General features: G+C 45.1%; 27 protein-coding genes. 10 read left to right on the plus strand and 17 right to left on the minus strand.

Features of this window, described 5'->3' with window-relative positions:
- The first annotated feature begins 40 nt into the window (after window positions 1-40).
- Complete coding sequence (locus PQG66_RS19810; protein ID WP_442955144.1) at window positions 41-1171, plus strand: glycoside hydrolase family 88 protein; 1131 nt, start codon at window positions 41-43, stop codon at window positions 1169-1171.
- Window positions 1172-1226: 55 nt separating this feature from the next.
- Here PQG66_RS19810 and PQG66_RS19815 read toward each other — a convergent pair whose 3' ends face one another.
- Entirely contained in the window at window positions 1227-1832 is a 606-nt protein-coding gene (locus PQG66_RS19815; protein WP_272039537.1) for a methyltransferase domain-containing protein, read from the minus strand.
- A 302-nt stretch (window positions 1833-2134) separates the two neighbouring features.
- Here PQG66_RS19815 and PQG66_RS19820 point away from each other — a divergent pair, with 302 nt between their 5' ends.
- Window positions 2135-4480, plus strand: coding sequence for an Ig-like domain-containing protein (locus PQG66_RS19820; protein WP_272039538.1), 2346 nt, complete (start codon window positions 2135-2137; stop codon window positions 4478-4480).
- A 94-nt stretch (window positions 4481-4574) separates the two neighbouring features.
- Here the strand turns inward: PQG66_RS19820 and PQG66_RS19825 are convergent, their stop codons facing one another.
- The 7 genes from PQG66_RS19825 to PQG66_RS19855 form a co-directional block, all read right to left on the minus strand.
- Window positions 4575-5120: a chromate transporter gene (locus PQG66_RS19825; RefSeq protein ID WP_272039539.1), complete on the minus strand. Its 546-nt coding sequence runs from the start codon at window positions 5118-5120 to the stop codon at window positions 4575-4577.
- A gap of 1 nt (window position 5121) precedes the next feature.
- The gene (locus PQG66_RS19830; protein WP_272039540.1) at window positions 5122-5709 is read right to left on the minus strand and encodes a chromate transporter; all 588 of its coding nucleotides are present in this window, start codon (window positions 5707-5709) and stop codon (window positions 5122-5124) included.
- A 12-nt stretch (window positions 5710-5721) separates the two neighbouring features.
- The gene (locus PQG66_RS19835; RefSeq protein WP_272039542.1) at window positions 5722-6216 is read right to left on the minus strand and encodes an Lrp/AsnC family transcriptional regulator; all 495 of its coding nucleotides are present in this window, start codon (window positions 6214-6216) and stop codon (window positions 5722-5724) included.
- Window positions 6217-6531: 315 nt separating this feature from the next.
- A complete protein-coding gene (locus PQG66_RS19840; protein ID WP_272039543.1) occupies window positions 6532-7647 on the minus strand; it encodes a PAS domain-containing sensor histidine kinase in 1116 nt (371 codons plus the stop codon).
- Entirely contained in the window at window positions 7640-8290 is a 651-nt protein-coding gene (locus tag PQG66_RS19845) for a response regulator (protein ID WP_272039544.1), read from the minus strand. The genes PQG66_RS19840 and PQG66_RS19845 overlap by 8 nt, the downstream gene beginning before the upstream one ends.
- A 171-nt stretch (window positions 8291-8461) precedes the next feature.
- A complete protein-coding gene (locus tag PQG66_RS19850) occupies window positions 8462-8887 on the minus strand; it encodes a GAF domain-containing protein (protein WP_272039545.1) in 426 nt (141 codons plus the stop codon).
- Between the two features lie 389 nt (window positions 8888-9276).
- Window positions 9277-10110, minus strand: coding sequence for a hypothetical protein (locus tag PQG66_RS19855; protein ID WP_272039546.1), 834 nt, complete (start codon window positions 10108-10110; stop codon window positions 9277-9279).
- Between the two features lie 285 nt (window positions 10111-10395).
- Between PQG66_RS19855 and PQG66_RS19860 the strand changes: the two genes are divergently transcribed.
- Window positions 10396-11172: a Crp/Fnr family transcriptional regulator gene (locus tag PQG66_RS19860; RefSeq protein WP_272039547.1), complete on the plus strand. Its 777-nt coding sequence runs from the start codon at window positions 10396-10398 to the stop codon at window positions 11170-11172.
- Window positions 11173-11246: 74 nt separating this feature from the next.
- Here PQG66_RS19860 and PQG66_RS19865 read toward each other — a convergent pair whose 3' ends face one another.
- The 3 genes from PQG66_RS19865 to PQG66_RS19875 all read right to left on the minus strand — a co-directional run bounded on the left by PQG66_RS19865 (window position 11247) and on the right by PQG66_RS19875 (window position 12551).
- Window positions 11247-11774, minus strand: a complete 528-nt coding sequence (locus tag PQG66_RS19865) for a GNAT family N-acetyltransferase (RefSeq protein ID WP_272039548.1) — start codon at window positions 11772-11774, stop codon at window positions 11247-11249.
- Between the two features lie 168 nt (window positions 11775-11942).
- Window positions 11943-12098: a hypothetical protein gene (locus PQG66_RS19870; RefSeq protein ID WP_272039550.1), complete on the minus strand. Its 156-nt coding sequence runs from the start codon at window positions 12096-12098 to the stop codon at window positions 11943-11945.
- Between the two features lie 162 nt (window positions 12099-12260).
- Window positions 12261-12551 (minus strand): hypothetical protein, encoded by a 291-nt coding sequence (locus PQG66_RS19875; protein WP_272039551.1) that lies wholly within the window; start codon window positions 12549-12551, stop codon window positions 12261-12263.
- Window positions 12552-12803: 252 nt separating this feature from the next.
- Here PQG66_RS19875 and PQG66_RS19880 point away from each other — a divergent pair, with 252 nt between their 5' ends.
- Complete coding sequence (locus PQG66_RS19880; RefSeq protein ID WP_272039552.1) at window positions 12804-14369, plus strand: DUF6359 domain-containing protein; 1566 nt, start codon at window positions 12804-12806, stop codon at window positions 14367-14369.
- Between the two features lie 200 nt (window positions 14370-14569).
- Here PQG66_RS19880 and PQG66_RS19885 read toward each other — a convergent pair whose 3' ends face one another.
- The gene (locus tag PQG66_RS19885; RefSeq protein WP_272039553.1) at window positions 14570-14806 is read right to left on the minus strand and encodes a hypothetical protein; all 237 of its coding nucleotides are present in this window, start codon (window positions 14804-14806) and stop codon (window positions 14570-14572) included.
- A gap of 251 nt (window positions 14807-15057) precedes the next feature.
- Between PQG66_RS19885 and cdaS the strand changes: the two genes are divergently transcribed.
- Together cdaS and PQG66_RS19895 are read left to right on the plus strand one after the other, a co-directional pair.
- On the plus strand, window positions 15058-15693 hold the full coding sequence (gene cdaS / locus PQG66_RS19890) for a sporulation-specific diadenylate cyclase CdaS (protein WP_272039554.1): 636 nt from the start codon (window positions 15058-15060) through the stop codon (window positions 15691-15693).
- 231 nt (window positions 15694-15924) lie between these two features.
- A complete protein-coding gene (locus PQG66_RS19895) occupies window positions 15925-17031 on the plus strand; it encodes a Leu/Phe/Val dehydrogenase (RefSeq protein WP_272039555.1) in 1107 nt (368 codons plus the stop codon).
- Window positions 17032-17378: 347 nt separating this feature from the next.
- Here PQG66_RS19895 and PQG66_RS19900 read toward each other — a convergent pair whose 3' ends face one another.
- Together PQG66_RS19900 and PQG66_RS19905 are read right to left on the minus strand one after the other, a co-directional pair.
- On the minus strand, window positions 17379-18770 hold the full coding sequence (locus PQG66_RS19900; RefSeq protein ID WP_272039556.1) for an MFS transporter: 1392 nt from the start codon (window positions 18768-18770) through the stop codon (window positions 17379-17381).
- 83 nt (window positions 18771-18853) lie between these two features.
- Window positions 18854-20095, minus strand: coding sequence for an ATP-grasp domain-containing protein (locus PQG66_RS19905; protein ID WP_272039557.1), 1242 nt, complete (start codon window positions 20093-20095; stop codon window positions 18854-18856).
- Window positions 20096-20298: 203 nt separating this feature from the next.
- Between PQG66_RS19905 and PQG66_RS19910 the strand changes: the two genes are divergently transcribed.
- From PQG66_RS19910 to PQG66_RS19920, 3 genes are all read left to right on the plus strand, one after another.
- Window positions 20299-20862, plus strand: coding sequence for a hypothetical protein (locus PQG66_RS19910; protein WP_272039558.1), 564 nt, complete (start codon window positions 20299-20301; stop codon window positions 20860-20862).
- Window positions 20859-21269, plus strand: coding sequence for a DUF2000 family protein (locus PQG66_RS19915; RefSeq protein WP_272039559.1), 411 nt, complete (start codon window positions 20859-20861; stop codon window positions 21267-21269). The genes PQG66_RS19910 and PQG66_RS19915 overlap by 4 nt, the downstream gene beginning before the upstream one ends.
- Before the next feature lie 539 nt (window positions 21270-21808).
- Window positions 21809-23113, plus strand: coding sequence for a transcriptional regulator (locus PQG66_RS19920; RefSeq protein WP_272039560.1), 1305 nt, complete (start codon window positions 21809-21811; stop codon window positions 23111-23113).
- Window positions 23114-23601: 488 nt separating this feature from the next.
- Here the strand turns inward: PQG66_RS19920 and PQG66_RS19925 are convergent, their stop codons facing one another.
- The 3 genes from PQG66_RS19925 to PQG66_RS19935 all read right to left on the minus strand — a co-directional run bounded on the left by PQG66_RS19925 (window position 23602) and on the right by PQG66_RS19935 (window position 25240).
- Window positions 23602-24483: a permease prefix domain 1-containing protein gene (locus tag PQG66_RS19925; RefSeq protein WP_272039561.1), complete on the minus strand. Its 882-nt coding sequence runs from the start codon at window positions 24481-24483 to the stop codon at window positions 23602-23604.
- Window positions 24449-24808 (minus strand): PadR family transcriptional regulator, encoded by a 360-nt coding sequence (locus tag PQG66_RS19930; RefSeq protein WP_272039562.1) that lies wholly within the window; start codon window positions 24806-24808, stop codon window positions 24449-24451. Before PQG66_RS19930 ends, PQG66_RS19925 begins: the two co-directional genes overlap by 35 nt.
- 342 nt (window positions 24809-25150) lie before the next feature.
- On the minus strand, window positions 25151-25240 hold the full coding sequence (locus PQG66_RS19935; protein ID WP_235193912.1) for a putative holin-like toxin: 90 nt from the start codon (window positions 25238-25240) through the stop codon (window positions 25151-25153).
- 385 nt (window positions 25241-25625) lie between these two features.
- On the opposite strand from PQG66_RS19935, the gene PQG66_RS19940 reads away from it, so the two are divergent.
- Window positions 25626-25814 (plus strand): aspartyl-phosphate phosphatase Spo0E family protein, encoded by a 189-nt coding sequence (locus PQG66_RS19940; RefSeq protein ID WP_272039563.1) that lies wholly within the window; start codon window positions 25626-25628, stop codon window positions 25812-25814.
- Window positions 25815-25997 lie beyond the last annotated feature (183 nt).

Consider the following 25997-nt stretch of genomic DNA (forward strand, 5'->3'; position numbering starts at 1 on the left):
CGTCAACTCGCATAGGAATAGGAGGAACAAGATCATGGCCATCCCAACATCGGCAACATGGCTGGAGGATGCATGGCAACAAGGGGTAAGCAAGACCATTCGGAATGCGAAACGAATCAAGGATACCTTCCCTCATATTTCAGTGCAGGGTGTGTACGACAAGAATGATCCGGAATGGTGGACAGCTGGCTTCTGGCCGGGATTATTATGGCTGGTGTACAGAGCTGCTCCGGAGAGTGAAGCGGCTCCTTCTCTACGACGGATCACCGAGAGCTGTGAACGGCAACTCGAGGGCTGTTTGCGTGATCCTGACTCGGTGGATCACGATCTGGGCTTCATCTGGCTGCTTAGCGGCGTAGCAAGCTATCGCCAGACAGGCAGTGAGGATGGGCGGCGGCGTGGCTTGCTCGCCGCGAATCTGCTCGCTGCCCGCTTTCATGTGCGCGGTCAGTTCATCCGCGCATGGAACTTCAGCTCGTCCATGATGGACACACGCGGTGTCGCCATCATGGACAGCATGATGAACCTGCCGCTGCTCTACTGGGCCTCTGAGCAGAGCGGCGATCCGCGCTACCGATGGCTGGCGGAAGCGCATGCGGACACCGTGGCGCGCGAATTCGTCCGCGCAGACGGGTCCGTCTGCCACGTGGTGGAATTCGATCCACACACGGGGCAGAAGCTGCGGGAGCATGGCGGCCAAGGCCATGCTCCCGGGTCCGCCTGGGCGCGGGGCACCGCCTGGGCGCTGTACGGGTTCGCGCTGTCCTTCCGGTATACGGGCGAAGCCCGATATCTGGGGACAGCGGAGCGAACGGCCGATTTCTTCCTCGCCATGCTTGGCAAAGATATCGTGCCGTTGTGGGATTTCCGCGCACCTGCGGAGCATCAGGTGGCGTGGGACTCGTCCGCTGCAGCGATTGCCGCGAGCGGATTGCTTGAGCTCGCGAAGCTGTCGCCGCGCGGGCATATCTACGCTACCGCCGGAGAGCGCATCGTCCGCGGCCTGTACGAGCACTATAGCTCCGGTGAACTGGCAGCGGAGGAGGGGCAGATTATGCAGGGAACGGTACACTACCCGGAAGGCCGGGGAATCAATGTACCGATTATCTATGGTGATTATTTTTATATGGAGGCTCTGGCAAAGCTACGCGGAAGTGAGGGGTTATTTTAATAGAAGATTGTCATCATACAAGCAATTAAAATGTTCTATCCAACACCAAGCATATTCATTTCACAGGCGAACGCTTCAGGATGACAAAGTCCGCGGAAGATTGCTCAGGGTAGCGCTGCCGAATAATCTCATATACTTTGAACTCGGGGTAATCAAACAGATAGTGGAACAGATTGCGGTCCTGTATGGTCTGCACTCCAGGATCGCCCTGTTCCTTCAATCTGGTGTAGAGCACGACCCAGCTGGTTGAAGCATGTAAAATATCTCTGAGGGTGGTGCGGAAGTCTGCTTCATCTGTAATATGGTACAGAACATCCAAACACACCGTCAGGTCAGCTTGAAGAAAACCGCGATTCATCCATAGGCCTGGTGTGTATACCATAAAGCTTTTGGAGGGATCGCTGGAATACAGTGACACACATTGTTTTATGGAAGAGACCGCTACATCCATTCCGAGATACTGCTCATAATTCATATATTGCAGCTGGTTACCGTCCCCACAGCCAAATTCAATAACCCGACGAATATCCTCTCGCTGTATTAGTTTATTAACAATCTCAGCTTTGAACTCAGCCAAAACGCCGTATGAACCTCTGCCGGATGTCTCACCCGAACGATAGGTCTGTTCCCAATAGTTAATGTAATCAAACGAATTATCCATTCCAATCTCCCCCGATTCATAAAAAAATAAAATGAAAGATGTATATGATTACTCCAAATTAAGGAGGGTTATGCACCACAAGCATGTGATGAAGGGCCTTGATCGTGAGCACTGGGCACCAAAATATAATACACTTAATATAAGGTTTATTAACATTATTTTACATCTAAAAACCTTAAAATTACCTTAAAATTACCTGAAAGTCTAAACATATGGAAAGTCTCTGCCGACATTAAGTATAGTATGAATAAATCGACGAATATCGGAGGGAAATGATGTTAAAGCCAAGATTGACCAAGTACATGGTGATGATGCTGGTATTGATGCTGAGTATTTCCAACGTAGGCTTGGCTGCTGCGGCAGAAAAAGACCTGTATAAAGTTGTAGTTTCCAAGAATGAAATGTCGCTCGAGGTCGGCGAATCCGGATCAGTGACTGTAGCGGGGGTATACTCGGATAATACCTCAAGTAACATTACACTTAGCACGTCCTGGACGAGTAATGATCCTTCAGTAGCAACTGCATATAACGGTACAATTACTGCAAAGGGAGAAGGTACAGCAACGCTAACGGCGACGTACAAGGGGCTGAGTCAAGACGTCCAAGTCAACGTAACGAAGAAAGTGAAAGCTCTCTCGAAAAATGTGCAAAGTCTAGAACTGCGCATGGGAGAAACAAAAGACATTATATTGACTGCTACATATAATGACAATACGACGGACACAAACGCTGCCAACACAGCTGTATGGACAACCAGTGATGAGAAGGTTGCCACGGTGGTAAACGGTAAAGTTACCGGTCAAAAAGCAGGTACGGCAATACTCACTGCCAAACTGGGCAGTCAGAGTATAACGGTAGAAGTGAATGTGGAAGTGGTCAAACGTGTTGATGCAGACAAGAGCAAAGTGAATTTGCTACTTAAACAACAAGAAAGTGTGAAATTAACAGCAACCTATCCAGATGGTACTACCAAGGATGTAACAGATCTTGCAGAGTGGACATCGAGCAATGAAAAGGTTGCTGACGTACTGAAAGGCAACATTACAGGATATTCAGCAGGGTCTGCCATAATTACAGGTAAATACGGAACCAAGGCCGTATCAGTAAGTGTTGATGTGGACTTGACAAGTAAGCTGAGCGTGAATGAACAGAGTATCTTCTTCCGTTCGAGCGAACCTGGTAAAACTGCTAATGTGGTCGTTATGGCTTCGTATCCGAACAGCAGTGATGTAGATGTAACCAGTAAGGCAATTTGGTCATCAAGTAACGAACAAGTGGCTACCGTATTTAAAGGCCAAATTACACCTGTAGGCGCAGGTTCAGCAACGATCAAGGCAACTTATAGTGGTAAAACAGTGGAAATTGCTGTTGATGTCGATACGGCGAGATATCTGGATATCAATGATGTCAAAGATACACTGGCTATGAGTGTCACGGGCAATAATAAAACAAAAACACTGACGTTGAACGCAGAGTATATTGATTCGAGCAAGGAAGATGTCACATCCAAAGCGACTTGGACATCCAGCAATGAGGATGTTGTGTATGTATCTAATGGGGAACTCGTCGCTTACCAATCCGGTACAGCTACAATCACTGCTGCATATGGCGGAAAAACTGTGAAATTCACGGTGAGTGTAGATGTTCCTGACAAGTATGAGATGGACAAGAAGAAAGCCACGGTTGGTGTTGGTGAGACTACTTCTGTCAAAGTGCTTGCAATATACGGCGATACCTCGAAGGACGTATCCGAAAATGCAACTTGGAGCAGTAGCAGTGAGAAAGTTGCAGAAGTAGATAACAAAGGGATTATTACGGGTGTAGCCACAGGGAAAGCAACAATCACTGCCAAAATCGACGATAAAACGTTGACTATTCCTGTAGAAGTGGGATTGGTTAGTAGTCTGGAGGCTGATACGGAATTTGTGGTTCTGTCAGCCAAAGAAACACAAACGGTCATCCTCACAGGTACAGATGGGGATGGTAATGTCAAAGATGTCACAGCAGATGCGATCTGGAAATCAAGCAATTCTCGTGTAGCAGACGTTAAAAAAGGTGTAATTACAGGGAACAACAGTGGTAAAGCCAATATCACAGCCGAATACGGCTCCCAGAAAATTACGATTAAAGTTGAAGTTGATGTGATTTCACGCATTGTCGCGTCTGAACAGGCTATTTCTTTGAAATCTGGTGAATCTGTTGATCTGAAGGTAACAGCCACTTTGAGCGATGGCAGTGAGCGAGATGTTACGGATAAAGCAGAATGGAAAACAAGCAGTTACAAAGTCGCTCAAGTGAGCAAAGGTAAAGTGAAAGCTTTGAATTCAGGTAAAGCCAAAATCACAGCGAAGTATGGTAGCAAAACAGTTACGATTGCGCTAGATGTAGATACACTGAAATATCTGCAGACAGATAAAGTATCGTTGACTATGAAAGTGGGAGATAAGGTAACCGTTGCAGCAATCGCAACGTATGTGGATGGAAGCGAGTCGGATGTATCTAAGCCGGCACTCTGGAAGTCCTCCCGGATCTTAACGGCTTCCGTGAAAGATGGCGTGATTCAAGCGAATGGTAAAGGGAAAGCAACCATTACTGTTTCCTATGCAGGGGTAAAAACGAAGGTTAACGTCGTGGTTGAGGCAAAGTAATATTTATCCCAAAATTTTAGGTAATCTATTCTATAATCTAAAAAAACGGTGTTGCCAATATAGGCAGCACCGTTTTTTGTATGAAAACATATTGTCACATCGTATGAGACAGCACCAGTGCACCATAAGCAAATGCAATAAGAATCAGAATGGCTGGATGCAGCTTGGTTTTGGTCATAACCCAAAGCGAGATGCCTGCAATAATGAGTGTTTGCCAGATACCGATGGAACCCGAGGATACTTGGCCGAATTCCCATGTGAGCAGAATCATGAGCACAGCGATTACTGGCTGCACAAGCAGAGTCATGCCTTTGACTCGAGGTGAGGTCCGGTGTTTGTTTAACAAACGAAGCAATAGAATCAGTGCAGCTGCTGACGGTACTATGGTTGCGAAGCTGGCGATCAAGGCTCCAAACCAGCCTGCAACGTGATATCCGACAAATGCAGCAATTTTTGTAGCAATAGGCCCCGGAAGCGCATTGCCAATCGCTAGCACATCACCAAACTGTTCGGTTGTCATCCAGTGGTAGTGGTTCACAATCTCTTCTTGCATCAACGGAATAGAAGCTGGTCCACCGCCATATCCGAGGATGTTAGCTACGAAAAACCCCCAAAATAATTCCCACCATGTCTGGACCATGCTACGATACCTCCTTATCGGAGTTACCTTTGGAGCGGAAATGTTGAACCAGACCAAAATGGAAGAAGCCATAAGCAAGGAACACGGTAATGACTAATCCAGGATGGATATGCAGCAGCTGTAATGCTGCGAAGGCAATGACGCCAAATAAAATGGCAAACCATTTACCTAGCCCTTTCCATGCTTTCATCGCAAATTCATAGGCCATCATACCGAGCATCACAAAAATAACAGGCCGAACGGCTGCGACCATGCCTGCTACAATTTTGGATTCTCGCAGCGCGTACATCGAGCCCAGTAGCGCAATAATCGCAATGCTTGTCGGCAAAATGTGAGCAAGTACGGCGACAATAGCGCCCAGTACCCCTTTCGTTTTATACCCGAGATAGGCAGCCATCTTGGTTGCAATCGGCCCCGGCAGGGCATTGGCAATTGCCAGTATCTCACCGAATTCATCGTCGCTGGCCCACTTGTAACGGGTGACGGCCTCATAACGGATTAATGGAATAACTGAAGGACCGCCGCCGTATCCCAGAATTCCAGTCCGAATCATACCGATGACGAGCCCTTTGTAATCTTTCCAACTCATGCTGACATCCTCCTAGAGTCTCATACCCATGCGGCTTTTATAACGTTTCAAGAGCAGTTGAGATTCCACCTTGACGATGCCGGGCATCTGGTAGAGCTTCTCCAGCAAGAACTGTTCCATCTCTTCCATATCTGCAAAAATGCCATGCATATGCAGGGTGCTCGGGCCTGTCATATGATAGAGGCTGGTCACAGCGGGCTCTTCGTCGAGCAACTGGGCAACTTCGTCCAGAAAGCGTGGTTCTACATCGACATTAAAAAAGGCAGAGACTTGCAGTCCTACCTTGCCAGGGTTAATGACAACGGTGAAACGTTCAATGATTCCTTTTTCCGACAATGCATTGATGCGAGCTTGAACAGCCACACGTGATAATCCGATCTGTGTACCGAGGTCTGTATAAGATATGCGGCTATTCTCGTGAAGCGCGGCGATAATTTTACGATCCATCTCGTCTAGATTATACATTTCAGGTATTTCCCCGCCTTTGGAGGGACGTTTATATGACATGTTGGAATCATCCTTTTCGTTTTCCTGTATGCAGTATCATTGCAGCATTCATAGTTTAATGACGAAACGTAATCAGCGTCAACTGATTTCATGTGAATTGTTCAAAATAGATACGGGAGAGCTTCCATTTTGTCTATTATGAATGAAAAAGACCACTCGCTGTATGCGGGTAGTCTGCACTTCATCGTTGACAAACATTTGATGATGAATCTGTATCTTCAAAGGAACACTTTTCTAAGGATAAATAGCAAGAAGAATATAAAAGGTGTTGTATTGATATTTAGTTGATGTCAGGGTGCTGGCAGCACAAGCCCATTACATGTTCACGGATTTCGGCAGTAGCAGTGTCACAGTGGTTCCCTCACCAGGTTCGGAAGAGATCCGCAATGTCCCGCCTGCTCCGCGTGCACGTTCTTCCATGCTGAATAATCCTACACCATTCCCGGCAGTAGCTTCGTTAAAGCCGGCACCTTGATCTTCAATAACGACGAGAGTGAGATCTGAGCTGTCTTCGATAGTTACACGTGCCTCTGCAACGTCTGCATATTTGGCCACATTCGTTAAGGCTTCTTGGATTATACGATAAATAGCAATCTCTTTGTTCATATCCAGTCTCTTGCGCAAGCTGCACTCCAGTGCAACCTCGATGCCGTAATGACGGGTATAGTTCTCAATATAGGTTCGAATTGCAGGAACAACACCGAGGTCATCCAGCACGGACGGGCGAAGTTCCCAAGCCATACCTCGTACATCCTCCATAATGCCAGTAACCTGTTTTCGCAGTGCTTCTACACCTGGATTCGATTGTTCTGCCAGCAGGCGGTCCATCTGAATCACTAGAGAGAAGAGGCTTTGTCCTATGCCATCATGGAGTTCACGAGAGATGCGGCGCCGCTCTTCCTCCTGAATGTTCATGACTTGGGACATCATCTGCTGCAGTTCGGCCTCTACTTGTTTAAGCTTGGTTACTTCACTGCGCACAGCCAAGTACTGATAAGGCTCACCCTCATTATCGAGAAAAGGCACGATCGTTGTGTTGACCCAATAATAACTTCCATCTTTCGCGCGATTCCTAATCTCGCCATGCCACACTTTACCTGAAGAAATCGTATTCCATAACGTCTTCATAAAGGTTTTACCGTGGTACCCCGAGTTAATAATCCGGTGATCCTGACCAATGAGTTCTTCGCGGCTATATTGTGAAATCTCACAGAATTTATCGTTGACGTATTGGATCTTTCCTAAACGATTTGTCAGCGCTACAATCGAGGATTCATCAAGTGCAAATTTCAAGTCACTGAGCTGATGCAGCGAACCCTTCAGTTTGCTCCGGAATTCATTATCCGAGATATGCTCGTCAATTTCTTTCAGCAGCAGCTGAACGGGCTGGTCGGCTAATCCGCTAAGTCGGTTTTTGTGTGGTTTACTCAAAGTTTAACAACCCCTTTTTCATCGCAAACTTCACCAGTTCCGGTCTGGTGCGTAGACCAAGCTTTTCCATCAGATTGCTCTTGTGCGATTCCACGGTTTTGACGCTGATGACCAGATGCTCGGCAATTTCTTTATTGGCGTATCCTTTGGCAATCCAGGACAAGATCTCCTTCTCCCGATCCGAGAGTGTATCGTAGGGCCCCGCATTTTCCTGTTTGGCTTTGTCCAGATACTCGCTCATTAATCGTTTGGTTGCACTTGGATAGAGGTAGGCGCTTCCATCTGCTACGGAACGAATGGCTGCCAGCAACTCCTCATGGGGTGCACTTTTGAGGATATACCCTGAAGCTCCTGCATGGATTGCACGGAACAGGTACTCCTCATCATCGTGCATCGTTAGAATTAAAATCGATAGATCCGGCATTAATTTTTTCAACTCCGCCGTAGCGGTCAATCCATCCTTACCCGGGGGCATGCTGAAATCCATCAGAACCACATCAGGCTTCAGCTCCTGTGCTTTGGCAATGGCCTCGTCGCCATCCGCTGCATCTCCAACAATATGTATATCGTTCTTACCTTCAAGCAAGGCGATCAGCCCAGAACGTACAACTACATGGTCGTCTACAACTAACAGTCGAATCACAATCGTTTCCCCCTGTCCGCTTCCTTCATCTACTCCTATCATACCAAAAAAAAGACTTCTCAGAGGTTAATCTCTGAAAAGTCTCACTTTCTAAGCACTCACGTATCAGGTGTATACAAGTCGTATCATAGTATATAGCGCGGGGTGTCTCATTCTACGACTCTCTCTTGCTTATGCATACTGTTCTAATTGTCTTGCGGTTTGTTCGGTTTGCATCACCATCTCGGGGGAAAATGTGCGAGGGGTTCTGCTTCCTACAAGCAATACACCGTCTGGCAGGCTGCCTTGCTTGAACAGAGGCACCGCTATCGCACATACCAGTCGTTCAGCAAGCATAAGTGGGCAGCGATCTGGAGTATATTCTCCCCTGGATTGCTCATCCAGCTTAACCGTGCGGCCTGTTCTGAGTGCTGTGCCAACCAGATCTTGTCCAGGACGCATAGCCATTCGTTGCACACGTTGATTCGTTGCCCCATAGGTATATTTCCAGCGTAACATCGATCCAGATACATAAGCTATTCCGCAAAAATCACCGGCGGTGATCTGACACAGGCCGCTGATTATCTCCTGAACGGTAGATGAGACTTCATCATGCATGAGGGACACTTCCTTTTTAATGGATCATATGGACGATTCGCACGTCACTCATTGTGTTTACTTCCTTATCGCGATTGTTATCGCAACATATGGGTAACCTTAAACTCAAGGCTTATATGATTGGAAATAGTTGTAAAATTGGGTTATTCCGATGTTAGTTCTATTGTAGACTGTTTCGTCAGCCTTGTAATTCAGGGAAAACCCCTATTTCACTTCTGGAAATTACTGAACTTGGGCACCGGATCACTCCGAGAAGCATAAGAATGAAAAAAACAGCTGGAAATATATGCCAACTGTCTCGTTTAAATGTGTATTCTGGAAAGAGTGTATATTTTGTATATTTAGGAAGACTCTCCTGCAGGTTAGAAAATGTACACGTTTCTATTTTTCTACATTGTAAATGTGCTCAGTAATGCTGGCCATACTGAGATATTCTCATGGCAAGAGGGGCATGTTGTTTTGCCTGCCAGATAGGGCAGATATGCGGCTAGTGTCTGTTCTCCGATCCATGCTGTCCGCTCTGCTAGAACTTGTGTCTCCTCATGTGTCCATGAAGAAGCGGGAATGATGGCGTGAGCTTCCTGATCAGGTTGAAAAACAGGATCTTGTTCATACGCTTTCAGAGGCACAGCATGATGTTCGTCGGGCCATATGTACACTTCATTTGCGCAAGCTGGGCATTCAGCTACATACTCATCTCCTTCTGTAAATGTCATCAGCATATTCGCGACAGGATAGGATTCGCGGAATGCGGCATCCGCAATGAGGATGTAACGTTTCTCCATATCATCTGTGGATGATACAGCGACATCATTCAGTACTTGTTCTGTCAGCGATTTAAGCTGGTCGATAGCTTCTACATAATCATTGTACATCTCCGTGCAGACAGTACTCCCCACCACATCGGCCAGCTCAGTCCAGGATGGTGGATATGGCGTTTGGTGCTGCTCATCGCGGCTTGCTTCAATAATACCGGAGTGGATAAACAGTTCCTTGCGTACCGCTGCATCGGATGTCGTACAGGCGAGATGTGCTAGAAATGGCATGGCGGCGTAGGTAGCTGTATAGATTGTATTTTGATGAAACAGATATTCCTGAAACAGATTTTCAAAAACTTCTTGGCTGAACTCCTGTTCTAGCTGCTGCAATAAGATGGGTACATGTTTTGCTGATCCATACGGGCCAGATAACCTTTTCCAAACATCACGATCATGGGATAACATATGATTTCCTCCTGTTCTGGAGAAGCATAAGTGAAAGACTTATAAATTTGAAGATTCACATGATTGAATACTTATAAGGGTTTAACTGTATGCTAGCATGATCGCAAGAAATGGACAATTTAAGATTGGGCTACTCGCAATGAGGCCTTTATAAGGGATGTGTGACTTTTCTCACAGCGAATTGGGGGAGTTTCCCCGCAAAGATCAGGTGATCCCCCGATAACTTTCCAGATCCTTTCACGATATGATGGAATCATAAGGAAGCAACCGAGGGGGACGAAATTTATGGGTACAGTATTTGTGGAAAGAATCACTCAAAAAGAAGAGCGGACACAGACGGAGGCGGGCAACATGACACAAAGAACAGGTGGGATTCTCTCTTTTGTTACAGCGGAGCAATGGAATCAGATAGAAGAGAAAATGCAGCCTAAAAAGGTGAAGTCAGGATACAGTCTCTTTTTGGAAGGTGATGAAGCCGGATATCTGTACTACATTCGTTCCGGGCGCGTGAAGCTGACTAAATCGACGGAGGATGGCAAAGAAATCATTCTGTCGATTCAGCAGAGTGGTGATCTGATCGGTGAATTTGGCGGCGTTGGCGGACAGAATCACAGTTACAGTGCTGAGATGGCGGAAAAGGGCGAACTGGCTATTATCTCGCTGAGCGATCTTGAAGGTGTGTTAAGTAAAAATGGAGATTTGGCGCTAAAATTTCTGCAATGGATGGCGCTTGCGCAACGGATTACGCAGTCCAGATTCCGTGATCTGCTGCTCTATGGCAAAGCAGGTGCACTTGCTTCGACACTGATCCGTGCCAGCAATACGTATGGCAAGATCGTCCCTGACGGTATTGTGCTGGAGATGAAGCTGAATCATACTGAACTCGCGGAGATGATCGGAGCGACTCGGGAGAGTGTAACTCGTATGCTTGGGGCTTGGAAGGAGCAAGGTACGCTGGACATGATGGACGGCAAATTAATGATTCGGGACATGGCGGCGCTACGCTGCATGTGTGGATGCCCGTCGTTTCCAAGCTGCCCGAAGGAACTGTGCCGGTTGTAGTGAGAGAGCAGGACGTAAAGAGGACGAAGCAGCTTGTACTGTTTCGTCCTTTTTTGTGTTGGATCTAATTTGATCTAATCTAACTCCCGATCAAGCATGGAGTAGAGCACAGAGTCATGATACCTGCCCTTGTAGAACCAATGCTCGCGCAACACACCCTCACGCTGCATTCCGATGCGCTGCATGACTCGTTCGGATGCGGGATTCTCCGGGCGACACTTTGCATAGATTCGGTGAACGCCAAGTTCCCTGAATCCAAACTGAAGCAGTGCACGGCAAGCTTCGGTGACATAGCCATTCCCCTGATGAGCAGGGTGCAGAACATAGCCGATCTCGGCATTCGTTTGTTCTGTGAGGTGTAGTCCTGCACCACCAATAAGTAGATCTTCCTTTTTTAAAACAATCGAGAATTCATACCCTTCTCTTGGCTCAGTCAGCTGCATACGCATGACATCCTGCACATAAGCCCTTGTATCCTCTTCTGTGTTGGGGCCCCAAGCGGTATGCACTGTAACCTCAGGCATTGATGTATATTCATGTATGTACGGCCAGTCATGTTCTACAATATCACGGATTAGTAGTCTTTCGGTCTCCAGCTGCATGGCGCCCAACTCCTTATATCCAGTTTCTCCCTATTATAATGTATAACGGACGTCGCACAACTGAAAAAAGCCCAAGATTGAATTCAATACCATGAATCCCTCAAGGGCAATTTTTATATGGAAGCATGCATTCATGCCTCGTATTTGAAGTGAGTTGATCTATGTGTTTTATTGTGGTTGCTTGCAAGCCGTTGCAGGATACGTGTAGGACAGTTTACGAATAATCTCTTTTTGCCATCTCGTGTCACCCAGGTTGGTTGCCAGGTTCAGAAGATCCAAATAATCGTCCAGCTGCAGATCAGCCTTTTGCAGAGTTGTGTTCATTTGATGTTCGTTCCCCTTTATCGTTAAAGTCATAAGCATGGTCGCGGTCATAGAACTGACAACATGACAGTAAACAAGCTCAATAATGATAATCATTATCATACATATATTTATATTATGCAACGAATATAGATAAAATGCAATGCCCGACCTGAAGAGTATTCAGCTTTTTTCATTAAGAAGCCTTATCCATAGCATATACGGAATATATACACCTAGGTAAGCAGCAGGGATCAGGAACCAGCCGTTAAGCAAAAAGTGATGAATTTCCGTTGTGAACGTCGTCATATGAGCATTCGTTGCATACACATCGCTGGCGATTACAGTTGCTGCACTGTAGAAGGACAGGATGGCCAGCACGTGGAAAATCCAGCGGATGGGTTTGAATCGAAGTGCAGCATAAGCCATAACAAGTGGAACAATAATCAGAAGTAACAGAAATATAATCTTCATAGGAGATTCTCCTTCATAACGAGAGATAAGATCTACTCGGTCTAATCTTCTTAACAATAGCCAGTATCGACGAAAGAGAGTTCATACAAACTTCTTTCAAAAATTTTACATAACCAAAGAGGAATTCATCATATGAAGTATTAAATTAAAGAGGAGACAGGTTGGGCAGCAAGACATTATTCAGGCGACAGACATGTCAACTTGATACAGCACGTACAGACATCCATCGATATGAAGGAGGAGAAGAGGATTATGAAAAAGGCGTTAAGGCAGCACTGGATCGGGGTATTCCTGGTCTTTATAATGATGGCAGCAACATTACTTGCTCCGGGGTATCAGGCTCCGGTTCAAGCAGCAGCACCACTTACTGTATCACAAGCTATTGCTGCCCAGAGCAGTGGGGGCACAGCAACGGTTGAAGGTTACGTTGTGGGACATGCCACAGGGTCACTGACGGCCAAATTCACCTCTCCGTATGCCAATGATTTCAATGTGCTGATTGCAGATTCGGCATCCGAGCGCGAGAACGCCAAACTGCTGGATGTGCAGGTTTCTTCATCTTTCCGTACTCAATATGGACTGGCTTCGAACCCTGGTCTGGTCGGCAAAAAAATTATCGTGACCGGAACACTTGGTGCGTATAACAGTTATGCCGGTATCAAAAACCCTACGTCCATCTCTCTCTCTTCTGGAACCACCAACCCTGACCCGGAGCCAAACCCAGGGACAACCCTTCCGGATGGTACAGGCAAAAAAGTGTTGTTTGACAATACCCATGCCCAAACCGCAGGTGCGGCGGATTGGATTATCGATGGAGCCTTTTCAGATTTTGCGAATGGGTTGCGTAACGCAGGCTTTACCGTGGATCAGCTGGAACGCAGCATCCCCTATACATTTGGTGAGCAAGCGTACACCTATAACAAATTGAAAGACTATGACGTGTTTGTCATTGGCGAAGCCAACGTGCCATTCAAGGCCACGGAGCAGGCTGCGCTCCTACAATACGTACAGAATGGCGGAAGTGTATTCTTCATCTCGGATCATTATAATGCGGACCGCAACAAAAACCGTTGGGATTCCTCTGAAGTGTTCAACGGCTATCGCCGCGGTGCGTTCCTGAATCCGGCCAAAGGCATGTCTTCTGCTGAAGCCGAATCCCCGGCCATGCAGGGAGTAATTAGTTCAGACTGGCTTGGAACAAACTTCGGTGTGCGGTTCCGTTATAACGCGCTGGGTGATGTGAACGCCACAGATATCGTAGCACCGTCACAATCGTTTGGGATTACGACAGGTGTACAAGCTGTAGCGATGCATGCCGGATCAACGATTGCGATTATGGACCCGAACAAAGCCAAAGGATTGGTGTATGTTCCAACGGGTGTGTCCAAGTGGAATAACGCTGTAGATCAGGGCGTATACAGTGGTGGTGGACGAGCGGAAGGAGCATACGCTGCGATTGCCAAGGTAGGTGCTGGGAAAGCGGCATTCATCGGGGATTCCTCTCCGGTTGAAGATGCAACGCCGAAGTATCTGCGTGAAGAGAATGGAGCAACTAAAAAGACCTATGACGGATTCAAAGAGGTGAACGATGCGACCTTCCTGGTGAATACAGTGAAATGGCTGGCCGTCAAAGAAAGCTACACCAGCCTGTCCCAAGTGCCAGGTCTGACTCTGGATACCGTGACCAGCTTGCTGCCGATGGAGACACCGGCGAGTTCCACGGAGCCGCAACTTGAGCCTTGGGCTGCTCCAGCCGCAGGATACAAGTGGTACGATCCAACAACGTTCAAAGCAGGTTCATACGGCAAGGCACAGTAAAGGATGAGATGTGCTTGGAGTGAAAAAATGGTCCGGATTTAACTAGTCTAGCTGCATCCTCTTTCTTGTGCGTATGATCAATACGTAAAGGGCTATAACCGTTGTGATCGGTTATAGCCCTTTTGGATGCTTACTCCATGTTATAGTAGATTGCTTGCCCCGGTTGATTTATTCTGAACAGCCTTAATCACTTGCTTGAGCTAGCGTGTATATTTTTCGATATCGTCTAAGTACGATTGTGACTCTCTTCTATAATGATCCTCATATTGACGAACGTCATTCTTTAACTTGGCTATGAATCCCCACCCCATAAAGACAAATAGAAGCACGGTGATTAGAGCATAAGCGAAACTGAATTGATTCATGTAAAAGTTAATAAAGATTGCAGCCAACAACGTTCCTAAGATCCACAATACCCACTTTGTACCCTTTTTCAAAAACAACATCCTCCTTGAAGAATTTCCTTATTTACCCTGTTATGTATCATAGTACGTACGATGCAACTAATAAATGGTTTCTAGAGAATTTTAATAACGGTGACCTTTAATCTCATCGGTTCAATAGCTTCACGGAAGATCTCTGCATAAGGCTTCTCTCCTGCGGACAGGATATGGGTAATCATGAAATTCGACCCTAGAGACTGACCAGTTCAAGAGCAGACGAGTAACAGAGAGAGAGGCGGCACAAGATGAATCAGCATATCAGACAAGCGGACTGTGACAGTTCCCTGATGAAGCAAAAGTTAAAGGCAGACCTGCACCGTGTAGCCGAACGAATGAATCTGACGTTATCACGTTTTGACCATGACAGTGTCTGCTTGCTCGGGCAGTTTGCAGAGATTCGTGCCGAGATCAAGCATATTGAAGTGCTTGCTTCTTCGTTTTATCTTGACTGCTACCTGTCACCATTCACCGAGAAGTTTGCAGAACTGACAACCAGCGTGCAGCACCTATCCGATCGCAGGTACGGAGCCTTGATTGTGATTGAACGAGAGGTTCCGCTGGAGTCAGTGATTCATTCCGGTGTAGCGGTAGATGCCAAGGTAACTCACGCGCTGCTCGAATCGCTCTTCATTCCTGGTGCACCATTGCATGACGGGGCCGTGCTGATTCGCGGAAATCAGATTGTATCTGCTGGCAATGTGTTACCGTTATCGCAGGTTCAGACCCATGAGAAAAAACTGGGCACACGTCATCGGGCGGCAATTGGACTAAGCGAGCAGACCGATGCGGTCGTGCTGGTGGTCTCAGAAGAGACGGGACAGGCTTCTTTTGCCGTGGATGGAGCGTTACACCCGATCAATGTGGTCGAAACGCTGGTCTAGAGCGAGATGGAGTATACTAACCTGACCAAGCATTAGTGATGAGTTGATGGAGGTTCTGACCTGTCACCCGTGACAGGTGGAATCTTTTTTTATTAGTGAACAGGTTGATGTGATTTTGCACAAACTGGTTGGATATGGGTAGAATAGTAGATAGATCATATCATTAGTTTCATAAGGTAGATAAAGAATGATGCGTTTATCGCAAAAATGGTTAGAGGAGACGGTTAGCACATGAGTTGGTTTGATGCAATGGAGCAGCATGATTATGAGGAACTGGTTCTGTGTCAGGATCGGAATTCAGGTTTGAAGGCGATCATCGCTATACACGATACCACACTTGGGCCTGCGCTTGGTGGTACACGGATGTGGACATATGCTTCAGAGGAAGCGGCCATTGAAGATGCACTGCGGCTGGCTCGGGGCATGACATATAAAAACGCAGTATCCGGTCTCAATCTGGGCGGGGGCAAAACGGTAATCATCGGGGATCCACGTAAGGACAAAAATGAAGCGATGTTTCGTGCCTTCGGCCGCTACATTGAAGGTCTGAATGGCCGTTATATTACCGCCGAGGATGTGGGAACGACGGAAGAGGACATGGATCTGATCTATCAGGAGACAGATTATGTCACAGGGATCTCCGCAAGCTATGGCTCATCCGGTAATCCTTCTCCTGCAACAGCTTGGGGTGTGTACAGAGGAATCAAGGCTGCTGCGAAGGAAGCTTTCGGCACCGATATGCTGGAGGGCAAAACAATTGCTGTCCAAGGTGTAGGAAACGTAGCCATGAACCTGTGCAAATATCTGTACGAAGAAGGCGCGCAGCTTATTGTAACGGATATTCATAAGGATGCCGTGAAGCTGGCGGTAGAGCGCTTTGGAGCCAAGGCGGTTGATCCGGCAGACATTACAAGCGTGGAATGCGATATCTATGCGCCATGTGCGCTCGGCGGTACGATTAACGATGATACGCTCAAGACACTAAAAGCCAAAGTTGTCGCAGGTTGTGCAAACAATCAGCTGCTAGAACCTCGCCACGGGGATGAGTTGTATCAGAGGGGAATTGTGTACGCACCGGATTATGTCATTAATGCTGGCGGCGTGATTAACATTGCCGATGAGCTGAACGGATATCATGCGGAGCGAGCATGGGCGAAGATCGGAGAGATTTACACCACGCTGGAGAAAATATTCGAAAGCTCCCGTTCCGAAGGCATCGCAACTTATGTCGCAGCGGATCGGCTTGCAGAGCAGCGGATCGAGATGATGAAGAACACGCGTAGCACCTTTTTGAAAAATGATTATCATGCATTAAGTGCTCGTAGATTGCGTAAATAAACCCTTTCAGCGGAGCATCCGAAAAGCTGGATTCATGTAAGACAAAGTGTAAGACGATATGTAAGACGAAGTGTCAAGCGGAATGGCATAGCAGAACAAACGTAGCAGGTAAAGCAAAGGCACAGTAAAGGCATGTTAAGTGCAAGAGCAAAGTAAGGCAAGTAGAAGTAGATGAACTAAAAGGGACAATCCTGAAGATTTGGTCCAATGAGCGAAGTGACATCCCCAAAGAACTTTTTTGGAGGCTCTTCGTGCAGACCTAATTCAGTATTGTCCCTTTTTGGTATTGTTCGTTTTCGTTTTTAGCATAAGCTTAAGCGGAAGCTCTTATATACTGAGACTAAGGTTTAGACACTTTTCGAGTAATCAGGTGATTCGATTCTACGGTGGTTATTTGTGGCCTTTTTTTCAATATACCAAAGAAGAACCATACATAGTGCATAGAACAGACTGATACCCAGAATAATGATCCATACACTCTTCATGTCTACGCTTCGAATGAACAGGCCCGTCAAATAAGGACTAAGAGTATACCCTAGACAACCTACAAACAACAGCAAGCCGTTAAATCTCCCCTGATGCGTGTCGGGCACGCGGGATGCAATATACAGATTGATATTGGTCTGCACCAGAATCTCTCCAATCGTCCAGAGCACCGTGGATACCACAACGATAGCAAATTGAGGCCAATCCCCGAGCAGGTATAGCGAACCAAATCCGATGCCATAAAAGAGAGCGCCTGCCGCGATCGAGTTTAGAGCCGTGAAGTTACGGGTAGCGGACAGCACCAGTGTGGTCAGAAGGATGACACTGATTGCATTAATGGTCATGACAGAGCCATAGTAAGCTGCTCCATGTTCACCGAACGTCTGATTCATCTGCAGGGGCAGGCTGAACGAGTACTGCATGTAAATAAAATAGTTAAGGAATGATACCACGATGAAAAAAATAACGAGCGGATTCTTCAGCAACATAGGGAACAGCGGCGAAGGCAGAGATTGTGATCCTTGTTGCTGCCTGGACGGGTAGCTACCCGGTTTATGTTTTTGCTTTCGCGGCTGCTGGTGTTCTTGGTATTGTTGCATCCCATGTGGCTGTTGTTCCCCCTGCGGTTGCTGTGTGTGATGTCCCTGTTCCCCAGTCTTAGTCTTCGTTGCTTGGTCGCTCACATTAACATAAACCTTTTTCCAAATGATAAAGGTAGAGATCAGAAATACTGTACCAATGCTCAGAAAGACGATATGCACGTAATCTTTGATAAAAAATCCGGCAATCAATGGCCCAAGCGCTATACCGAGATTGGCTCCAAGATACATCAGGGAAAAGGCCGATTTCCGCTCCTTCTCATCCGGGCACAGTTGAATAATTAAGGCGTTATACGCCGGGCGTGTAATACTGATGAAGAACATGACCGCAATCAGAAGGTAACCGATAGTCATCGTGCCTGACCAGAAAGAGCAGCTCATAATCATAAGGGCAGACAACACCTGGCCGGAGACAATAATCGTTTTTTTGCCAATCAGATCACTTAAATAACCGCCAAGTAGTACACCGGGGCCGCTAATCAGAGCTGCCATGGACACAAAAATACCCGCACTGACTACACTCATGCCCATCTGTAGCGTAAGCACCAAGGTGATCAGGGAGAAAATAAAATCCCCCGTGCTGTTAATGGTTCTTGCCAAGCAGAGATAATAGATATCACGGCTGAGTCCCGCGTATGTTTTGAATAAAGACAATCGTTTCATTCCTCCCCAAGAAAAACACAATTCCAGTGAAAAAACATGAAGTTAAGGTCGGTCTCTGCTACTTATTCGCGATCTTATACGTTTTCGGGAACCGCTACCTCAATGACGAAACGATCATACATATCCAGCAACGTCTGGCGTAATTCCTCGAACGAATCGCCTTCCACAATGGCGAACCCTGAGCGGGTCATCGTGTCGTTTACATCTCCTGCCTGCTGCCCTACTTCATAGGAGACGTTAAATTCAATGATGCCTGGAACATCCTTATAATCTTCTCTCCCCGAGATGTGCTGAATCACTCCGGCGCGGGAAGGGAAACAGACCATCCCCGTGAATTTGTTATGGGTCTCCTGCTGCATGAAGGTATATGTACCGAGTTCCAGATCTGTAACTGCTTCAAAAAAGTCCACACCATGCGTGTTTTTAATGCAAGGCGGCATCACATGAGAACCCCCGATTCTGGCTCCAATCTCTCCAAACACGACTTCTCCTTCTGGCGTGAAGAACAGCTCCGCATGGGTCACCGATTGATTGATGCCAAGCGCAGCAATGACTTGTCTGTTCATGTCCTGGATACGCTGGATAAAATCCGCTTCTGTTCCTTTGGGGAAAGTAATGCTAGCTGGAGGCTTCTGCTGTGTTGCGATATCCAAACAGTTGTAGAGATACTGGGACACGGAAGCAAAGACCACTTCTCCCTTGCACACAATGGAGTCACAGTGGAACTCTGTGCCATGAATGAATTCTTCCAGCAAATCTCGTTGCTGTTCTTGTCTTGTATGTTGCAGATAATGGAGGAGTTCCTCCATGCTAGACAGCTTGAACGTATTGATGCTGCCGTAACCGCTGAGCGGCTTCACAATGATGGGGAACCCATACGTAGCGGAGAAGCGAAGATAGTCCTGTTGCTGGAGTGCAATGGCCGTTCTAGATGTACGAATTCCGCGCTGATGCAACATTTGTTTCATAATCCACTTGTTCCGAACCGCCTCGGCTTGATTGCGTTGCATACCCGGAATGCCGAACTCCGAACGGAGTTGTCCCCCGATCTCAATGGCATTCTCACCCGGAGTTAGCAAAGCCATGATGGAGTAAGATTGCAGTATTTGCTGGATGTGTGCCCGGATGGCATCCACAGATTCGAGATGATCAACGTATCGTATTTCATCAAAATACGCTTCAAGCCGTTCGGGATGATGTAATTGATGACGTTCAATAATCAGAATCTTTCGGCAGTCAGTATACTTGGTTAAGGGTTTTACGAAGTTTAAACCAAAGGGAAGCCTGAAATCAGATATGTATACGATTGTTTTCATAGGTCCTCCTGGATAAAATTTGAAATAATGAATGGTTTTCACAACATTATAGCTCATTCTTTTCCGTTTTCAATACATTTTTTGTAAAAATTCTATGAACAACTATACATATTTTTGTTGCGTTGAAGTGTTAATTGACAGCAGGATTTTTTTGGTATAGTATCGTACCAAATTGGAAAATAAATGGGAGGTAATGGATAAAAGTGGATATAAAAAAAGAGAAATATGCCATACTGGGCACATTGGGTGACGATGAAGGATTCTTGACTTGCAGCATGCACATTGCAAGAAAAATGGATAATTCTGATATGATTAAGCCATACCCCGAATTCGAAGCGGCTGCAGAAGACCTGAAATCCGGTGAGATTTCCTGTCTGCTGGTGCCTGGAGCGTATCCCAAGCTGAATAGCTTCATAATGGATTCAGATCTGGTCGTGTCTGAAAGTTTTGTAGAGAAGATCCCTGCACTGGTGCTGTCCGGCTTCCACGCCGCATGTCCAGAGCAGATTGATACGATTTTTCATCATCCGGCAACTACATACTTGTTATCTGAACTCAATATTGCCTATAGAGAGAACCACACGGTATCTTCTAACCCAGAGGCCTGCAGGCAGGTTATGCTGAACACAGAGACCTCCATTGCATTGACGAACCAGCTCTGTGCGGAACATTATGGACTGGTCACGTATGAAGTACTGCGTGAAGGAATTCAAATGCCATGGGTATGTTTTACGAAAAAACCACAGAGGGTGAATGCACTCGTATGAAGAGAATTGCAATTATACTGGATAAAAATCTGGAGCAAGGAGCCGCAGCCAATGTGGCAGCATTGCTCATGGGACAAGCTGCTCTAAACGAACCGGAGTTGTATTCGGATCAGCCTGTACGGGATCAGAGTGGGGTCCAGCATGCAGGTATCCGATACAGCACCGTTATTCTGAAGGCAGGGGAGAATCAACTGATCAATCTAGCCAAATCCTGTACTGAGAATCAGGGCGGATTGAAACATCTTGTTTTTACACAGACAGGACAGTCCTTGAATAATGCTTTTGAACAATATGCAAATGAGATTGCATCGATGCCATTGGAAGAGACCAAAGTCGTAGGTGTCATTGTATGGGGAGAAGACGAGTCCGTTCGTGCGACGACCAAGAAGTTCAGTGTGATGAAATAAGGCAGGTCTGGGGATACGCTTCAAAAAGGTACAGCTAGGGTACAGCATTCAGGTTGTCGCGGCTGACTGGAACAGAGCAGAGCAGTGCTGAATAGAACAGAACGACTTGTCGATGCGGGGTATGAACATAACGAGAAGGGCAGAAGCAATCCTATGGATGGCCTCTGTCCTTACTTTGTATAAGGGAATTTTTAGATGAATGTTCTGTGTATGGTGATGGTGATTGAGATAAAACTTCCCTTGGGACGCCATTGGGCAGATTCATGATGAGACTAAACAAGGCAAATTTCATTGAACATACTCCTTGCCTATATAAAAGTTTATGTCCGTTTTGCATAAAAATGTAAACTTATTGCCACGATTGTTATTGACCACTGTAAAATTTAGGATTAAAATTGGTGTAATCATATAAATTCAAATTTCTGGATTTTAATTGTGGAGGTGGATACATGGAACCTACAACTACGATCCGCTCAACGATTGAGGATTACATCAGGAAACAGGGATTTACCCTTCAGTACTTTGCAGATATATCGGGCGTGAACGCTGGGACGCTCAGCGCAATCATTAAGGGAACTCGGCCCATTGCCATGGCACAGCTTGATCTGATCACAAGGGGCATGAATCTGGAAGAGGGCCACTTCTACGAAACATATGGTGCAGAATGCTTCGTGGAATCGGCTCCCCACTGGCGAAGGCTTGAGCCATTCCTGCAACGCTGTGCAGAATTGGACAAGCTCGACTGCATCCAGCGCGTGATTCAGCAGGTGACGGACGATCGCTCCTATATCTCGGAACTATTCGAGATGGCCGAAGGTATGCTGGAACGTGGTCAGCAACAAGCAGCCCGCATGTTATATGAATGCGTAGCAGAGTGCGAGAAATACCAGCATTCCGAGCGCCTGGCCTTGTGCCAGTATCGGATATTCACTCTATCGCTAGGTCAGAATCAGCATGATAATCTCCGGGCAGCCGTGCACTTTGAGCCGTATATTAATCGGCTGGATGAGGAGAGGCAGCTGGATGCGATTAAAGATTTAGCGAATACGTATCTGGCTTTAAGGTATTGGGACAAGTCATTTTCGCTTGCTGATGATCTGGGACGGAAAGCGGAAATTATCCAATCCTATACAAAGAAAAAAATAAGCAAAGAGAATAGGGTAACAGCCTACCCTTTATTTGTATACCAGGCATATTCAAACTTGCTTAAAGCCACTGCATGCGAGTGGAAAGGTGAGTATACTGAAGCGCTGTTATATACAAGGAAAAATGCTGAATTAGCTAGTGTGTTAAATTCTAGCGACGAAGATAAAGTATATATCGATATGTTTAATAGATGGACTGAGGCCAATACCTACTTATATAACTTGATGATGGGGAAGAAAGAGGTTCTCCCGGTGTATTTGGCTTGGGTTGAGCAAAATGAAGGAGAAACTCTCACTGCTCTTGTTAAGATTATTGAAGCAGCAAATCATTTCGAAATGGATATAGATCATATTTTATTGAAATTTGATAATTCCATTAATTCAATATTGAGTGATAAAACCTTAACAGAAGGGTACAACGAGCAAATAAAGAATGATCAATGCTCTAAACTATTATTTGAACTGGCAATGTATCTTTTTAACAGAGAGCGATACACAGAAGGAATGCAAAAGCTTGTCACTTGTTTGAGTTCAGCTATTAGAATTAATAATTCTGATGACATTATACAATGTGTTGCTCTCTTTGAGAGGTACAGATCATTTGCATCTAAAGAAATGGTAAATAACTATTGCAATCTAATGGAGGAGGTTTCCAGGTATTATGAAATTAAAAAAAATCGTGGCTATACTCTTGTTTAGTGCTGTAATTATTGTCAATTTCCCTGTAAATCAGTTTGATGTGCAAAATCAGATATATAAACCATTAGGACATGGTGCTGGAGCATTGTAAGTTATAATAATGGATTGTTTCGAATACTTTATCGGTTTATTTCCGAATGCGGAAGTAAGCCTTTTTTGTATATTCATAGATTGACCAATGTGAAATCAGGATTAGAAATACATTTATTATATGTTATTGAATTATACGTGATTTAGATGATGGAGGTCTGATAATGGAATTGGTACCTACAATAAGAGCACATATTAAGAGATATATGAGAGAACAAAATCTCAAGTTGTAGCATTTTTCCGATATTACAGGAATTAATGTTGGTACATTAAGTGCTATTCTTAAGGATAACAGAGCAATGTCTATGAAATAACTGAATCAGATCACTTCTGCAAAAGGACTAGAAAAGGGTTATTTTCATTTTCTTTAGAAAAGTCAGTTAATTTGTCATTCCAGCTCATCCAGCCTGAAGCTTAGATTTAAAGATCAGCTTTTTCACTGAACTTAAAGTGAGAAACAGTACAAGACACATACCTAATTTCACACCGATATCGGATAGACGTTGAATGTTACCTGTGGCAAAAACGTTGTATCCATTGGTGACGGATGAATTAAAATGATCCCCAAAGAACAGATAATATGATCCAAAAATGACCATATGAGAAACGGTATACAAAATAGAGAAGGCGAAGGGCATCAAAGAGATATAGATATTTTTGCTGATAACAAACAAAATGAGTGTTTGAACGGCTAGGATCAGGCCACCAATAAGCATGAAGCTATTACGCCCTGAAAAGTCATAAGCACCACTGAAAAATAAATTCTCAAAAAGCGTAAATGAATCGATGCCGCCAAACATATTTTTGAAAAGACCCAGATATGCCTGCAAGTATCCTAATCCAAATAAAATGGGAACTGATATTAGACACCAACGATCAGTGTTTTTGCGTGTCAGCAGTAAAGCACTACTCATGGCACATAGAGTAATGAAGGCAACTGGGAAAAGTTCGATCCATTTGTTATGAACATCGTAATGATAGAGAACTAATCCTGTAAACAAAGAGCTCATATACAGAATTGAGCTTATGATAATAAACTGCAGGATCAATTTGCTCGACAGACCATAAGTTTCTTGAGTTAATTGAGTTCGTATGCTGATCGGATCGCCAAATGACGCTATAGCTTTTGTGGCTGCTTGCTCGTCGGTGCATCCTTCATTCATATAATGTTCCTTGGAGGAATGTAAATGAGCAGCCATCTCTTCTGCCAAGTCCTTGCGCTCTCTTCTAGATAATAATGATCTCTTAAACACTTGGTCTAAATAGGATTGAATGTCCATGCGCCGTTCCTCCTAAGAAAATATTAATGATATGTGTATTTTGTTCCCATGAGGTTTTGATCGCTTCAAGTTGAAGTTGGCCTTCCTCTGTAATCCTGTAGTATTTCCGTCTAGGGCCGCCTTCTTGTTCACCCCAATAGCCTTCAATGTAAGAATTAGCCTCCATTCTCTTTAATGCGGGATACAGAGTGCCTTCTTTAAGCAGAAATGCCCCACCGGTTACTTGATTAATATGTTGAGTTATTTCATAACCATAGGTATCTCGTTGGTTCAAAATAGACAGCACAATACCGTCGATATATCCCTTAATCATTTCATTTTTCAACTGAAACACCACCTACTATGTATTTCTATGTAGTTAAATTAACATATATTTGAAAATGATTCAAGAGAAAGGAGTTATATGTGAACTCCATGCCATTTGGATACAATTAAAGATTTAGCAAACCTTTGTGCGCACTACATACTTATACTATTTCCCTTCTACTCAAAACTGGGCGACAATAATTACCAGTAAAGAGTTAACTTATGCAACAAACTGTGCTAAACTGGATATAATAAAAAAGAGCAAGGATGCGCAAACATCCCTACTCTTTACAACAGCCGCTTCTAAGGGCGGTGGCTGTGCATAGGTAACTGAAATAGACCTTACCTTAGTTAGGGCGGTCTATTTCTTTTTGTTTTGATTATTTAAGGCAATGACAATAGTTACAATCAGTCCAATCAAGGTTACAATGAACCCCGCAAAACTGATCATCAATGTCAATACCGTTTCAATTGTCTGATTGATATGACTAGCGATTGCATTCGACACCAATGGGTTTCATTCATCAAGCTAAAATAACCTTTAGTGGGTCATATGAGACGTTTATTAAAATGGGCGATGGAGTGATTCCTAATTTGGTGTCTCTAAATCATAGTTTGTGATTTTCAGTGAGATATGGATGGAGCACGATATATAGCTTTACTAAAAGATCGCTCATCCATATGTTGTAGGAGATTGTGAATATTGAACAATTTCCAAAATGCTAAACTTATGAAACTACACTTATGTAAACAATCATTTTGATTTTGCAAAGGAATAAATTATGAATTTTTTGGCAATGTATCCTAAAATGATATAAAAAGAGGGGGTGCATGCTATGGGTGAACCGATGCAGATCAAAGATCGAATTGAGCGGGATAGGCAGAAGTTACGTCAGTTGGCGGAAAATCATGGCATGCAGGACGACAAAGTCCTCGAGCAGTCCATGATCTTGGACGAATTAATCAATGAATATTATCGATTCCAATATAAAAAACATATTATGAATAGACAGCCGATTGCTTAATGCAGTCGGTTTTTTGATGCGACAATTCCTTTTTAGAAGATTAGGAGAATCATAGAGTCTATTAGAAACAACGATCCCCATAAACCTCCCTAATTTAGGTTGTACTAATAAAATGTAAAAAAGGAAGTCGGCCACTACTATGTGGTCGGCTTTTTGATGTTCTCCCGAACGCTATGCCAAACT

The organism is Paenibacillus sp. JJ-100, from assembly GCF_948329825.1.
In the GTDB taxonomy this organism is placed as follows: domain Bacteria; phylum Bacillota; class Bacilli; order Paenibacillales; family Paenibacillaceae; genus Paenibacillus.